Annotated in this window: 12 protein-coding genes and 1 pseudogene; 11 read left to right on the top strand and 2 right to left on the bottom strand. The window is 60.8% G+C overall.

Annotated features, from left to right (window positions below; translation table 11 throughout):
- Positions 1-54 precede the first annotated feature (54 nt).
- From ORL50_RS09965 to ORL50_RS09955, 4 genes and pseudogenes are all read left to right on the top strand, one after another.
- Positions 55-906, top strand: coding sequence for a LysR substrate-binding domain-containing protein (locus ORL50_RS09965; protein ID WP_266013398.1), 852 nt, complete (start codon positions 55-57; stop codon positions 904-906).
- 378 nt (positions 907-1,284) lie between these two features.
- Positions 1,285-1,434, top strand: a pseudogene (locus tag ORL50_RS28960) (phenol degradation protein); the annotation flags it as partial.
- 12 nt (positions 1,435-1,446) lie between these two features.
- The gene (locus ORL50_RS09960) at positions 1,447-2,100 is read left to right on the top strand and encodes an MliC family protein (RefSeq protein WP_266013395.1); all 654 of its coding nucleotides are present in this window, start codon (positions 1,447-1,449) and stop codon (positions 2,098-2,100) included.
- Positions 2,101-2,147: 47 nt separating this feature from the next.
- Positions 2,148-4,535, top strand: a complete 2,388-nt coding sequence (locus ORL50_RS09955) for a DUF3772 domain-containing protein (protein WP_266013392.1) — start codon at positions 2,148-2,150, stop codon at positions 4,533-4,535.
- A 130-nt stretch (positions 4,536-4,665) separates the two neighbouring features.
- Here ORL50_RS09955 and ORL50_RS09950 read toward each other — a convergent pair whose 3' ends face one another.
- The gene (locus ORL50_RS09950; RefSeq protein WP_266013389.1) at positions 4,666-5,571 is read right to left on the bottom strand and encodes a helix-turn-helix domain-containing protein; all 906 of its coding nucleotides are present in this window, start codon (positions 5,569-5,571) and stop codon (positions 4,666-4,668) included.
- Positions 5,572-5,733: 162 nt separating this feature from the next.
- On the opposite strand from ORL50_RS09950, the gene ORL50_RS09945 reads away from it, so the two are divergent.
- The 7 genes from ORL50_RS09945 to ORL50_RS09915 all read left to right on the top strand — a co-directional run bounded on the left by ORL50_RS09945 (position 5,734) and on the right by ORL50_RS09915 (position 13,326).
- Positions 5,734-7,092: a glutamine synthetase family protein gene (locus ORL50_RS09945; protein WP_266013386.1), complete on the top strand. Its 1,359-nt coding sequence runs from the start codon at positions 5,734-5,736 to the stop codon at positions 7,090-7,092.
- Between the two features lie 146 nt (positions 7,093-7,238).
- Entirely contained in the window at positions 7,239-8,327 is a 1,089-nt protein-coding gene (locus ORL50_RS09940; protein WP_266013383.1) for a polyamine ABC transporter substrate-binding protein, read from the top strand.
- Positions 8,324-9,625 (top strand): NAD(P)/FAD-dependent oxidoreductase, encoded by a 1,302-nt coding sequence (locus ORL50_RS09935; RefSeq protein ID WP_266013380.1) that lies wholly within the window; start codon positions 8,324-8,326, stop codon positions 9,623-9,625. The genes ORL50_RS09940 and ORL50_RS09935 overlap by 4 nt, the downstream gene beginning before the upstream one ends.
- Before the next feature lie 243 nt (positions 9,626-9,868).
- Positions 9,869-10,465 carry a paraquat-inducible protein A gene (locus ORL50_RS09930; protein WP_266013377.1) on the top strand — a complete coding sequence of 199 codons (597 nt, stop codon included), beginning with the start codon at positions 9,869-9,871 and terminating at the stop codon, positions 10,463-10,465.
- Positions 10,462-11,118, top strand: coding sequence for a paraquat-inducible protein A (locus ORL50_RS09925; protein WP_266013374.1), 657 nt, complete (start codon positions 10,462-10,464; stop codon positions 11,116-11,118). Before ORL50_RS09930 ends, ORL50_RS09925 begins: the two co-directional genes overlap by 4 nt.
- Complete coding sequence (locus ORL50_RS09920; RefSeq protein ID WP_266013371.1) at positions 11,099-12,754, top strand: PqiB family protein; 1,656 nt, start codon at positions 11,099-11,101, stop codon at positions 12,752-12,754. The genes ORL50_RS09925 and ORL50_RS09920 overlap by 20 nt, the downstream gene beginning before the upstream one ends.
- A 17-nt stretch (positions 12,755-12,771) precedes the next feature.
- The gene (locus ORL50_RS09915; RefSeq protein WP_266013368.1) at positions 12,772-13,326 is read left to right on the top strand and encodes a PqiC family protein; all 555 of its coding nucleotides are present in this window, start codon (positions 12,772-12,774) and stop codon (positions 13,324-13,326) included.
- 23 nt (positions 13,327-13,349) lie between these two features.
- On the opposite strand, the gene ORL50_RS09910 is transcribed toward ORL50_RS09915, so the two are convergent.
- Complete coding sequence (locus ORL50_RS09910) at positions 13,350-14,195, bottom strand: site-specific integrase (protein WP_266013959.1); 846 nt, start codon at positions 14,193-14,195, stop codon at positions 13,350-13,352.
- Between the last annotated feature and the right edge of the window lie 383 nt (positions 14,196-14,578).

The following is a 14,578-nucleotide window of genomic DNA, read 5'->3' as shown; positions in this document are numbered from 1 at the left end:
ACGGGCTAACAAACGATGGATTTTGTGGACAAGTGATTAGAGGAACTTATCAATATGCTTAAGCACTGGCCCCCTCTCGGCACGCTTCGCGGGTTTGAAGCGGCCGCTCGCCTGGGCAGTTTTCACAAGGCGGCCGATGAGCTGCACTTGACCCAGTCAGCCATCAGTCAGCAGATCCGCACACTGGAGGCCTATCTGGAACAGCCGCTGTTTTTCCGCAGTGGGCGCAGCGTCAGCCTGACGGATGCCGGCCATGATCTGCTCAGCACTACCCAGGCATTACTGCAGCAACTGGCGGTGGGCATTCGTCGCCTGGGGCAATATCAGAAACCCAATCAACTGGTGCTCAACACCACGCCGACCTTTGCCCGGCACTGGCTGTTGCCGCGCCTGGAGGATTTTCGGCGTCGGCATCCTGAAGTAGACCTGTGGATTTTCAGCACCGATGAAGTGCCGGACATGACCACCCAGACCATCGACCTCGCAGTGCGCGATGACATCAGCTCTCAGGCCGAGTGCAGCTTCAAGGTGCTGCATGCCGATCGCCTGTACCCGGCGTGCCATCCGGACGTGCTGGCGGTGCCGCCCGAGCAGCGCACTACCCTGCATGGCGAGCGGGAAATGGACTGGAGTCATTGGGCCGTGGAGTCCGGGATTGACGTGGGGCAGCGTGATCAGGGCCTGAATTTTTCCGATCCCGGTTTGTTGCTGGACGCGGCCTGTGCCGGGCTCGGGATCGCGTTGGTCAGTCAGCTGCTGAGCCAGACTGCGCGCGATGGCGGGCTGTTGCAGCCTTTGGTGGAGGACACGATTCGCGGGCCGAACTGGGCGCTGCTGACGCATCGGGACAGTGAGAACAGTCCGTTGGCGCGCAATTTTGTGCAGTGGCTGCAGGCGAATTTGTAGCGGGTGGTTTGGTAGATGTGGATGTGGGTGTTGGTTTGGGTGTGGGAGCAAAGCTTGCTCGCGATAGCGGTCTTCCTGCGGGTGAGTTCGTTACCTGACACACCGCGATCGCGGGCAAGCCTTGCTCCCACAGGGGCCATATCTGCGTTGCCCCGGCGAGGCAAAAACGCCGTACAGCACCTGCCCAGCGGCGTTCGCAGTGTGTGTCTACTATAAAAGTCTGTGCGAGCGCATTTCCGACCAAGGAACGAGTAGTCCCGATGACAAAAAGTAGTAAATGCCAAGCAGACGCACCTGGGCCTGGTCGGTTACGTCTACCATCAAATTACGGGCGACAGCGGCAGCGGCGCGGTACTCGGCGATTAAAAGTCGCGGGTCAGCGCGGTCGGACCGCAGGTCGGGCACTTTTTCAAGGTGGGCAAGGACCTCGGGTACACCAACCTCAAGGGCTATTACGAGTTTGATGCGAAGAATCGTCCGGAAGGCTGGAACGCCTGGCTGTCCGTGGTGGTGCCGATCTCCAATTAACCTGGATCGATCATGAAAACGCTCACGGGTATCTGCACCTGTCTGTTCGTTGCCAGCGCGGCGATAAGCCTGTGCGCCAAGGCTGCAACCCCTGCCCCGCTGTTTAAAACCAGCTTCGATTGCGCCGGCGCTACTGCGCCGGTGGAGAAACTCATCTGTCGCGATGCGCAACTGGCGGGCATGGACCGGGAACTCAATCGCCTGTATCGGCTGGCGCTGACCGATGAGCGCTCGGTTCCGCGCCCGGAGAAAGTCGACTCCGAACAGCAGATCTGGACGCTGAAGCGCAACCAGTGTTTCACCGAGGCCGATCCCAAGGCCTGCACAGTGGCTCGTTATGCCGAGCGCGCCCATCAGTTGCGCCAGGGCTCGGCCATCGTCAGGACCAAGGACCCGGACCGCCTGACCGAAGGACCTGTGGCGATTCGCTGCGCGGGACTGAACGCGCTGATCGCCGCGACCTACTTCAACGCTGACCCCGGCGTGGTTTATCTGAGCTGGGCCAACTCTGCCATCACGCTTAACCAGGAACCGGCGGGTGCGGGGCTGCGTTACAGCGGTAAGGACAACAGCGGCTACTACAGTTTTTCGCAAAGTGGTGACGAGGTGTTGTTCCAGAAGCCGGGCTCGGCGACCATGCGCTGTCAAATGGAGCCCACCGGTTGATCGCCGGGGGACGCAGGCTATGGACAGCGAGGGGGCGGGACGCGTCTATGAGTAACGCATTGAAGTGGATTCTTTTTAGCCTGTTGATGCTGTTGCAAGCCAGCACCGGGCGGCTCTGGGCTGTTGAACAGGCGACCTTGGTCACTGCTGACAGCGGTACTTCGTCGTTTGCGGTGTCCCAGAGTGACCTGCAGGAGTTGCAGATTCGCCTGGATCGTATCAAGCAGCAGGTCTCCCAGGCCAATAACCTGAGCCTGATGGTCGGCCTGCAGGACTCCGTGCAGCTGTATATCAACGACGTCGACAACTTGCAGTCGTCTCTGCTCCCCGAGCAGAAGCAACTGCAGGCGCAACTGGATGTGCTGGGGCCGGTGTCTGCGGGGGAAGTGGTCGCCGACACGTCCGAAATCGCCACTCAAAGGGCCTATCTGTCCGAGCAAAAGCGCCGGATCGATGCCAGCCTCAACACCTTGGCTGCGCTCAGAAGCAGTGCTGCCGGGCTCATTACGCAGATCGCCGGCATTCGTCGCAGTCTGCTCGAAAGCGAAGTCACCCTGCGCAGCGGCAGCATCCTGGGGCCTGAGTTCTGGTCGCCGTTGCTTAACCCGCGCAAGGATGATCGCCAGCGTTTGAGTGAATTTGTCGATCAGACGCAAGGCACCCTTGCAGCCGCCTGGCAACCGGGAAACCGCCTGGTCAACCTGCTGGTGATCGTGCTGGCTTTGGCCATCTGGACCTGGGGGCGCAGGGTGGCCGATCGCGGATTGACCTGGCTGTGCATTCATCGCATGCCTGAGGGGCGGCTGCGGCGCAGTTCCCTAGCCCTGGCATCAGTGATCGCCACGGTGCTGACCACCGCGCTGGCGATGCAGTTGCTGTTCTATGCACTCACTCGCCAGCTCCCGCTAACGCCCATGCTGCAGAACTTCGCCGACGAGTTTGAGAAGCTGATTTATCTGTGCGTGATGATTACCGGGTTGAGTCGAGCGCTGTTGTCGACTGCGCATCCGTCGTGGCGGCTGCCGAGCATTGCCGATCCCGTGGCCCATGCCCTCGAACCGTTTCCGAGGATGCTGGCCTGTACCCTTTTGGTACTGGTCGGCCTGGCCCAAATCACCAATGTCAGCGGCATGAGCTCTTCGGCCATATTGCTGGGGCGCGGGGTCATTGCCCTGATCGTCACACTGCTGTTCGCCATGCTGTTTCGCCGAGCCAGTATTGCCCGCAGGGCCGTGGCGGTGACCGGCGACTCACCGGAGGCCAGTACCACGCTGGCGGGGCTGATCTATTCCGCTGCCACCGTGGCCATGGTGATCTCGCTGTTCGCCCTGTTGATCGGCTACGTCTCCCTGGCCCGCTTCATCACCTATGAGCTGGTCTGGGGATTCCTGGTCCTGTCCGGTTTTTACCTGCTCACCCAGCTGGTCAAGGACAGCTGTGAATACCTGTTTTCCGCCAAGAGCCCCAGCGGCAAGGCGCTTAAACAACTGCTCGGCATTGGTGATACGCGCCTGGAGCAAGTTTCCATCGTGCTGTCCGGCGCCAGTCGCGCGGCGTTGCTGTTGCTGGCGGTGATTTCGATGTTCGTCGGCGGCGTCGGGGTCACGCTGGGGCAATTGTTCACCCAGGTGGTCGCGATTCTTGGCGGCGATGGCTTGCGCAAGCTCAACGTGGTGCCGGCGCATCTGCTCAATGCGGTGCTGGCGCTGCTGATCGGCATCTACCTGATTCGCTCGTTGCGCCGCTGGCTGGATAACGAGTTCCTGCCCAAGACCAATATGGACCCGGGCATGTGCGCGTCCCTCAGCACCTTGTTTGCCAACATCGGCTATGCGTTGGTGATTCTGCTGACGCTGTCATCCTTGGGAATCAAGTGGACCAACCTGGCGTGGATCGTCAGTGCCCTGTCGGTCGGCATTGGCTTTGGCTTGCAGGAGATCGTGAAGAACTTCGTGTCCGGCCTGATCCTGCTGACCGAGCGCCCGGTGAAGGTGGGCGACCTGATCAGTATCAGCGGAGTGGAAGGCGACATTCGCCGGATCAACGTGCGGGCCACGGAAATTCAGCTGAGCGACCGTTCGATCGTCATCGTCCCCAACTCGCAGCTGATCTCGCAGAACTTGCGCAACGTGACCCTGGGCGGCAGCGCGCAAGGCGTGGCCAGCCTGGAGCTGACCTTCCCGCTGGACATCGACCCCGAGCAGGTGCGCAACCTGCTGTATGACACCTACTGCGAGCACGAAACCATTCTCGACAAGCCACCGCCGATGGTGCGTTTCAGCAAACTCAGCCCCGAGGGAATCACGCTGACAGTCACAGGCTACGTCAGCAGCCCGAGGATCGTTGCTGCGACCAAGAGTGATCTGTTGTTCGAGATCTTGAAGCGCTTAGGTGCGGCGGGAATCGCACTGGCCACCCCGGCCCCGACGGTGTGAGGCATCCGTTGTAGCAGCAGGCGAACTGTGGGAGCAAAGCTTGCTCGCGATTACGATGAGTCAGACACCATCAATATTGAATGCAGGCCCCCAATCGCGAGCAAGCTTTGCTCCCACAGTTCTCCAGCTGCTACCGACTGCTACGCTTTAGCGTCTCGCTCGGCAGCTCCCTGAACAGCGCCCGATAGCTGCTGGAAAACCGTCCCAGGTGCCAGAACGACCACTTCATCGCGACTTCAGCAACCGTGGTTTGCATAGGCGTGCACTTAAGCAGCTCGCGGTGCGCGCTGTTCAGGCGGCGCAAGCGCAGCCAGTGGGTCGGGGTCATGCCGGTGTAGGCCTTGAACGCGTGCTGCACCTGGCGCAACGACACCCCGGCGACCTGGGCAAGTTCCAGCAGGTTGAGGGTTTCCTCCGGCGAATCCGCAGCCCACTCGCCAATACGCTTCATCACCGCCCGCTCCTCGGTGCGGCGCTGCAGGCCGCCGTGGTCGAGGCACACACTGGCATTGTCGAGCAGGTACAGGCAGTCCTCCAGCAACTGCTGGGTCAGCGCTTCCTTGCTCGGCGGATCAAGGGTCTGGGCCAGCTGGGTCAAGGTGCTGCTGAGCCAGCGACTGAACAAGGCGTTCTGCCCTGAATTCAACGGCGCGAGAAACAGCCCCTCGAGCCTGGCCACGTTCAGGCCGTGCCGGCGCACGAAGTCGGGGCCGAACACCACGGCGATCTCCTGGTAGTTCTCCGGGGTGATCCAGATGTTGCGACTCTCGCCATTGAGCACATACAACGCGTTGTCACTGCGATCGAAACAGAACGCCAGCGACCCCTCGGGCGCGCTGAAATTTTGCTCGACCCGGGTGTTCATCTGCTCCTCGTAAATCTCCACGCCCTGCAGGTCCAGGTAGCGCACGCGCCCGGCGAAATGCCCCGGTGACATCTGCTGGTACTGCTGCACCCAGCCGGGCGTGGCACGGATCTGTTCGGCCACATCGGCGGTATTGAACGCTTGAACGTGTAAAGGACTGGACACTGTCATGGGTGAACCCTACGCACTCGTTTGGTGCGTTTTTGTGCTGCTGAAAGTGGATAGATGGAACTGCAAGGCTCGCCCAAGATAGTCGCCAACGCGTCCCAGGGGAAGTGTGTGGTGGATCAAACCGCCCTCCCCGGCGTTAATAAATCCAATAACGAGGTCTGTATGAATGTCCCTTTCGATCAGCTGTCCACTTGGCTGAAAGATCACAAGATTACCGAAGTCGAGTGCGTCGTCAGCGATCTGACCGGCATTGCACGCGGCAAAATTGCACCCACCAACAAGTTCCTGCATGAGCGAGGCATGCGCCTGCCGGAAAGTGTGCTGTTGCAAACGGTGACCGGGGACTTTGTCGACGACGACATCTACTACGACCTGCTCGACCCCGCCGATATCGACATGGTCTGCAAGCCTGACGCCGATGCAGTTTACGTGGTGCCATGGGCCATCGAGCCGACCGCCATCGTGATCCACGACACCTTCGACAAGTTCGGCAACCCGATTGAACTGTCGCCGCGCAACGTGCTGAAAAAAGTCCTGCAGCTATACACCGACAAAGGCTGGCGGCCGATTGTCGCGCCAGAAATGGAGTTTTACCTGACCCAGCGCTGCGAAGACCCGGACTTGCCGCTCAAGGCACCACTGGGTCGCTCGGGCCGTGCGGAAAGTGGCCGGCAGTCGTTTTCCATCGATGCCGCCAACGAATTTGATCCGCTGTTCGAAGATGTCTACGACTGGTGCGAACTGCAGGGCCTGGACCTCGACACGCTGATTCATGAAGACGGCCCGGCGCAGATGGAAATCAACTTCCGCCACGGTGACGCCCTGGACCTCGCAGACCAGATCACCGTGTTCAAGCGCACCCTGCGCGAAGCGGCGCTCAAGCACAATGTCGCGGCCACTTTCATGGCCAAGCCGATCGGCGATGAGCCCGGCAGCGCCATGCACATTCACCAGAGCGTGGTCGACATCGCCACAGGGCAGCCGATTTTCGTCGATGCCGACGGCAAGATGAGCGAACTGTTCCTGCAGCACATTGGCGGCCTGCAGAAATACATCCCCAAAGTGCTGCCGATGTTCGCACCCAACGTCAACTCATTCCGCCGCTTCCTGCCGGACACCTCGGCTCCGGTGAACGTCGAATGGGGCGAGGAAAACCGCACCGTCGGCCTGCGAGTGCCGACTTCGAGCCCCGAGGCAATGCGCGTGGAAAACCGCCTGCCAGGCGCTGACGCCAATCCATACCTGGCGATTGCCGCCAGTCTGCTGTGTGGCTACCTGGGCATGGTTGAAGGCGTGCAACCGAGCGCTGCGGTGGAGGGGCGCGCCTATGAGCGACGCAACCTGCGCCTGCCGATCACCATCGAGGAAGCGCTGACTCAGATGGAAGAGTGCCAAACCATCGAGAAGGTCCTGGGCAGCAAATTCGTGCGCGGGTATGTCGCGGTCAAGCGTGCGGAACACGAGAACTTCAAGCGGGTGATCAGTTCCTGGGAGCGGGAGTTCCTGCTGTTCAGCGTTTAATGATTAGTCGTCTTTGAAATCCCATCGCGAGCAGGCTCAATCCTACAGGGGGATGCGTGCACCTGTAGGAGTGAGCCTGCTCGCGATGAGGCCTCAAGAACACTAGAGAAACACCTGAAAAATCCAACAACTCCAAGAGGTGTCGAATGCGTCTATTGAAATCCGTGGTTCCGGCCACGCTGGCCTTGCTGTTCAGCGCGATAGCCCAGGCCCAGCCATCCGTCAGTGTCTACAACTGGACCGATTACATCGGCGAGACCACCCTCGTCGACTTCCAGGCGAAAACCGGGATCAAGGTCATCTATGACGTCTTCGATTCCAACGAAACCCTGGAAGGCAAGTTGCTCGCCGGGCGGACCGGCTATGACGTGGTGGTACCGTCCAACCACTTTCTGGCCCGTCAGGTGAAGGCCGGCGCGTTCCTCAAGCTCGATCGCGCGCAGTTGCCCAACTACCAGCACCTGGACCCCAAGCTCCTCGCCCTGCTGGAAAAGAACGACCCGGGTAACGAGCATTCGGTGCCGTACCTGTGGGGCACCAACGGCATCGGTTACAACGTCGACAAGGTCAAGCAAGTGCTGGGCATCGATCGCATCGACTCGTGGGCTGTGCTGTTCGAACCGGAAAACCTGAAAAAGCTCAGCCAGTGCGGCGTATCGATGATGGACTCGGCGGACGAAGTGTTCCCGGCCATCCTCAACTACATGGGCATGGACCCGCGCAGCGAAATCCCCGAGGATTACAAAAAAGCCGAAGCCAAGTTGCTCAGCATTCGTCCCTACATCACCTATTTCCATTCCTCCAAGTACGTATCGGACCTGGCCAACGGCGACATCTGCGTGGCCTTCGGTTACTCGGGCGACGTGTTCCAGGCAGCCAATCGCGCCAAGGAGGCCAAGAACGGCGTGAACATTGCCTACGCCATTCCCAAGGAAGGCGCCAACCTGTGGTTTGACTTGCTGGCGATTCCAGCCGACGCCAGTAACCCGAAAGAAGCCCACGCCTTCATCAATTACCTGCTCGACCCGCAAGTGATCGCCAAGGTCAGCGCCTCGGTCGGCTACGCCAACCCCAACCCTGACGCCAAGCAATTCATGGACCCGGAGCTGGTGAACAACCCTGAGGTTTACCCGCCTCAGGCTGTGCTCGACAAGCTCTACATCTCGACCACCCCGCCCCAGGCGATCATGCGGCTGATGACTCGTTCGTGGAGCAAAGTGAAGTCCAACAAATGAATCAGTACACCGAGGAACATGCGCACTCTTACTACGCCGCCACGGCCCGGGGCCTGACGCCCTACCCTAGCCTGACGACTGATCTGGTCGCCGATGTGTGTGTGATCGGCGGCGGTTTTACCGGGGTCAATACCGCGATCGAACTGGCCCAGCGTGGGTTATCGGTAATCCTGATCGAAGCCCGGCGGATCGGCTGGGGTGCCAGCGGACGTAATGGCGGGCAGTTGATCCGCGGAATCGGCCATGACGTCAGCGGGTTTGCCCGTCATGTGGGAGCCGAAGGCGTGCGATATCTGGAGCGTGCCGGCACTGAATCCGTGGAGCTGGTGCGCCAGCGCATTGGCCAACACGCTATCGATTGTGATCTGCGCTGGGGCTTTTGCGAGCTGGCCAACACCCAGGCGCAGTTCAGCGCGTTCAAGGTCGAGCAGCAGCAACTGCAGGAATCCGGATACGCCCATGAAACCCGTCTGGTGGGCCCCGAACAGATTCGCCAGGAAGTGGTGAACTCCACGGTGTACGCCGGCGGGCTGGTGGATATGGGCTCGGGCCATCTGCATCCGCTCAACCTGATCCTCGGCGAAGCGCAGCTGGCGGCCTCCCTTGGTGTGCGGATCTTCGAGCAGAGCCCGGTGCTGGAGTTGATCCATGGCGACACGGTGCAGGTGCGCTGCGCCGGTGGCACGGTGCGCGCGGGCCGGCTGGTGCTGGCGTGCAATGCGCACCTGGATGAACTGGAGCCGAAACTCAGCGGCAAAGTGCTGCCCGCCGGCAGCTACATCATTGCCACCGAGCCGCTGACGGCTGCAGCGGCCAGTGCCTTGATCCCCAACAACCTGGCGTTGTGCGACCAGAAAGTCGGGCTGGATTACTACCGGCTCTCGGCTGATCGACGCCTGCTGTTTGGTGGCGCCTGTCATTATTCGGGACGTGACCCGGCAGACATCGCGGCCTACATGCGTCCGCAGATGCTCAAAGTGTTCCCGCAACTGGCGGATGTGCGCATCGATTATCAATGGGGCGGCAAGATCGGCATCAGCGCCAATCGCTTTCCCCAGGTCGGTCGCCTCAGCCAGCACCCGAATGTGTTCTATGCCCAGGGTTATTCCGGGCATGGGCTGAACGTGACTCACTGGTGCGCCAAGCTGCTGGGTGAAGCAATTCATGCCGGGCACAGCCAAGGGTTCGATGTGTTCAGCGCGGTGCCGCACATGACCTTCCCGGGCGGACCGATGCTGCGCTCGCCGCTGCTGGCGTTGGGGATGTTGTGGTATCGAGTACGTGAGTTGGTCGGCTAACTCTGCGGCGTCTGGAATATCGCTTTCGCGAGCAAGCCCGCTCTCACAAGGATTCACTGGAACCCTGTGGGAGCGGGCTTGCTCGCGAAAGCGTCGGGTCGGGCAATGAAGATGTCAGATGTGCTGCGATTCGGACGATGAACGATAACGCGGTATCATTTACGCGTTTCGATTTGCCGATTCGCCACTCACCTCTATATTGAGGATGTGCTCTGCCTTTATCCCTCCGATTGAGCGCGACCCATGGCCTCGACCGACCAGCTGATCATCTGCGAGCATTGCGACTGCGTGTATGAAAAAGTGACGCTCGCCAAACATCAGAAAACCCTGTGCTCACGTTGTGGCGGCGTGCTCCAGCGCTATAACGGCTTGACCATCGAACAGCGCCTGGCGTTGAGCCTGACCGCGCTGGTGTTGTGGGTCTTTACCAATTTCTACCCGGTGATGAGCATCAGCCTCAAAGGCCTGAAAAACAGTGCCACGCTGTGGGATTCGGTGCTGGCCCTGAGCCAAGGCCCCATTACCTTTATCGCCATGGTGGCGGCGATCGCCATGATCATCGCGCCCATCATCCAACTGGTGCTGCTGATCTGGGTGCTCGGTTTTGCCCTCTCCCACCAGCGCTGCCCTGGGTTCAAGTTCTGCATGCGCTGGCTGGAAACCCTGCGGCCCTGGAGCATGCTCGAAGTCTGCCTGCTGGGCGCAATGGTCGCGGTGATCAAGCTGGCAGGATTGCTCGACGTACTGCCCGGCATTGGCCTGTTCGCCCTCGCCGTGCTCAGCCTGATGATGATCCGCATCGCCGGGCGCGACGTGCGTGACCTGTGGGACACCCTATGAGCCGACCTCCGGTAGCGAGCGAACTCAACTTATGCCTCTGCCACAGTTGTGGCCTGGCGTGCGACATGACGCATGAACCCCATGAGTGCGAGCGTTGTGGTGCGCCGCTGCATCGGCGCAAGACCAACTCGCTCACCCGCACCTGGGCCTACCTGCTGACTTCGCTGGTGTTCTACATCCCCGCCAACCTGCTGCCGGTGATGAACACCAAGATGGTCGGCAATGGCGCCGACAGCACAATCATGAGTGGCGTCCTGGAGTTCTGGGAGGCTGGCGCCTGGGACATCGCCCTGATCATCTTCATCGCCAGTATCGCGGTGCCCGGCATCAAGTTCGTGGCCCTGACGCTGCTACTGGTGACTGTGCAGCGCAACAGCCTGTGGGCACGCCAGGAACGTTCGAAGATGTACCGATTTGTCGAGGTGATCGGCTATTGGTCGATGCTCGACGTCATCGTCGTGGCGCTAGTGGCCGCACTGGTGAAATTTCAGGCCCTGGCCGATATCGAGCCGAGGCCGGGTATTCTGTTTTTTGGCCTGGTGGTGGTGTTCACCATGCTGGCGGCGATGAGTTTCGACCCGCGCCTGATCTGGAATGAAAAGCGGGAAGAGCCGCATAACGAGGAGGTCATGGATGAAGTCGCAAGTCACTGACGGGCCCCTGGCCCCCGGCCAGGCCCCGATCAAGACCCGCAGGTTCAGCGTTTCGCTGGTATGGATCGTGCCGATCGTGGCGGTGCTGGTGGGTATTTCCCTGGTGGTGCACAGCATCCTCCAGGAAGGCCCGACCATCACTATCACGTTCAAGACGGGTGACGGGCTGACGGCCAACAAGACCGAGGTCAAGTACCGCAACGTGGTCATCGGCCATGTCTCGGACGTGGAACTCAGTGGCGACCAGAAGAGTGTCAATGCCACGGTGAAACTGGCCAAGCAGGCAGAAAGCTTCACTCGTGAGGACTCGAAATTCTGGGTCGTGCGCCCGCGCATCGGCGCGGGCGGTGTGTCGGGTATCGACACCCTGCTGTCCGGCGACTACATCGGCGCCGACATTGGCCAGGCCAACGCCCGGGCGAAGAACTTCAAGGGCATGGAAAATCCGCCGCCGATCACCTACGGCGAACCGGGCAAGCGCTTCACCTTGCACACCCAGGACCTGGGCTCGCTGGACATCGGTTCGCCGGTCTACTACCGCAAGATCCCGGTTGGCCAGGTGGTGGCCTATGCCTTGGACGCCGATGGCAAAGGGGTGAACATCGATGTGTTCGTGCACTCGCCCAATGATGCCTACGTCACGGAAAACACCCGGTTCTGGAACGCCAGCGGGATTGATGTGAGTGTCGGTGCCAACGGTTTTGCGCTGAAGACCGAGTCGTTGTCCTCCCTGCTGGTTGGCGGGATCGCCTTTCGCGCACCCGAGTACAGTCCCGACGACAAACCTGCCGCAGAAGAATATGCCTACGAGCTGTTCCCCGACCAGCAGACTGCCCTCGCCCCGCCCAATGGCAAGCCGCAGTACCTGAGCCTGCGTTTCGACCAGGCATTGCGTGGGTTGAAGGTGGGTGCGCCGGTGGAATTCCTCGGCACGGAGTTTGGCAAGGTGGTCTCGGTCAACCTCGACTTCGATGCGCAGAAACGCACCTTCCCGGTGAACGTCGGCATCGTCATTTACCCGCAGCGCCTCGGCACAGCGCATACCAAGATGCTCAAGGTGCTCAGTCACGACCCCAACGATGAAGCTGCGGGTATACGCCTGATGGGCACCTTCGTCGAGAATGGCCTGCGCGCCCAGGCCCGCAGCGGCAACCTGCTGACCGGTCAGTTGTACATCGCGCTGGACTTCTATCCGAAGGCGCCCAAGGTCGCGTTCGATGCCAGTGCCCGCCCCGTCAGCATCCCGACTATTCCTGGCAGCCTGGAAGAGATCCAGGGCAAGCTGGAGGCGATGGTCGACAAGATCAACAAGCTGCCGATCGAAAGGATCGCCAACAACCTCGATGCCAACCTGGTCGAATTGCGCAAGGGCCTGACCCAGTTCAATGCCAAGACCCTGCCTGGCGTGCAGAGCACCCTGGCGGACGTCAGCAAGACCTTGCAGTCGGCGAACTCGACGCTGGCCGAAGACTCGCCGCAACGTGAGCAACTTTCCGAAACCCTGGACGATCTGGGCCGTACCTCGCGTTCCTTGCGTGACCTGGCGGACTACCTGGGACGCCACCCCGAATCGTTGATTCGCGGCCGCCCTAACAACGCCGCGCCTATCGACCTGCAAGGGCCGCCGAGCAAATGACCACAGGAGCATCACCCATGGCTTTTCCACTGAAGATCACCCTGTTGGCGGCGCTGTCATTACTCGCCGCCTGCCGCAGTGATCCTATTCACTTCCACACCTTGATCCCGGCGCAGATGAACGCCAACTCGCGCTCCACGGCAGAGATCCAGGTCGAATCGCTGACTGTACCGCCCCAGGTCGATCGCCCGCAGATCGTCGTGCGCCAGGGCAATACCGGCATCGCCATTCTTGAAACCCAGTGGTGGGGCGCCAGCCTGGTGGATGAGTTGCGCAGTGCACTGCTCGACCAGATGGTCAACAGCAACCCCAAGCGCAAGATCTCGGTGCGGCTGGAGGTGCAGCGCTTTGATTCGATTCCCGGTCAATACGGGCTGATCGACGTGAAATGGCGCCTGCGCGACGCCGGCCCCGGCGAGAATGGCGCCCTCACCTGCCGCAGCACTTTGCAAACCCCTTCGGGGCCGTCGATTGACGAACTGGTGGCGGCTCAGCAGAACAACGTGAAGCGCCTGGCTGCGGTGATCAGCCAGGCGGCCAGTAGCTCGCAGAATACCTGTCCTGCAAACTAACCCCTGTAGGAGCGAGCTTGCTCCTACAAGTCAAACCGATCCACTGCTCGCCGCCGCTCGTTGTCGTCTCGCACGTCGTAGTTGGCAGTTGTCTGGATATTGCTGTGGTGGGCCAGTTTCTGCGCGATCGACAGGTCATGCTCTTCGATAACCCGGGTGATGAACGAGCGCCGAAAGTCATGGGGCATGATCTTTACGCCGACCTGCGCGCCCCGCTGGCGGGCGATGTAGTAGATCGCATGCTTGGTGATGCGCTCGCGGGTGATATGGCTGCCACGGCGAATTCGGTTGAACAGGAACGGGTCATCCACCTCGCCCTCCTTGAGCTGCGAGCGGCGCAGTTCGAGCCAGGCGTCGAGCTTGGCGAAGGCCCAGGTCGGGGCATATTTGATCAGTTGCTTATTGCCCTTGCCGGTGACTCGCAGGCTGCGCTCGGCGAAATCAACCTGGCCGAGGTCGAGGTTGACCGATTCCGACTTGCGCATCCCCGACCCATACAGAATCGCGATGATGGCTGCATCGCGCAGGCCCTGGGGCCTGGGGTCGGCGGCGCACACCGCCATCAGCTCCTGGATCAGCGAGCGACGCAAGTTTCGGCCCTGGGACAGCCGCGTACCCGCGATGCCTTTGACCGAGCGCATTTTCAACAGGTGCTCCTGGCTGATCAAGCTCATGCGCCAGGCCTCGTTCATCACCCCGCGTACCGCGTTGACATACAGCGACGAGGTATTGGGCGCGTAACCGTCCTCACGCAGGGCGGCAACCAGGGCAACCACGTCCTCCGGCTGCAATTGATGCCAGGGAATCTCCTCGACATTCATGTCTTCGAATCCCAGGCGATCGGCGGCATCCTGCAGGACGTAACGCATCGTCAGTTGGCTGGAGGGCGCCAATCGCGCCAGGTAGACGGTCAGCGGATTGGCCTTTGGAGCGGCGCTAGCGGGTAAGTCAGTCAAACGGAACGGCCTTGAGTGAAATCAGTGTAATGAACACAAAAAAGGTTCGAAGAGCGTAGCAGCGAGAGCAGCGCAATTGCTCGACGTGCCCCGAAGGGGCTCCCAACCCTGCCGGCCGCAGCGTTAAAAGTCAAATCATCCGGCCTGTGCTGCGCAGCAGTCGTGATCCTGGCATGAAACCAGGGGCCGCTTCGCGCCCCAACGCAGGCTTCGCCAGCTGCTACAAAAGATAGGGGCGCCTGTGGACTGTGTAGCAGCTGCCGAAGGCTGCGTTCGGCTGCGCAGCAGTCGTGATT

The organism is Pseudomonas sp. RIT-562 (genome assembly GCF_026241895.1).
Lineage (GTDB): Bacteria > Pseudomonadota > Gammaproteobacteria > Pseudomonadales > Pseudomonadaceae > Aquipseudomonas > Aquipseudomonas mandelii_F.
This window is presented reverse-complemented; position numbering and strand designations above follow the sequence as displayed.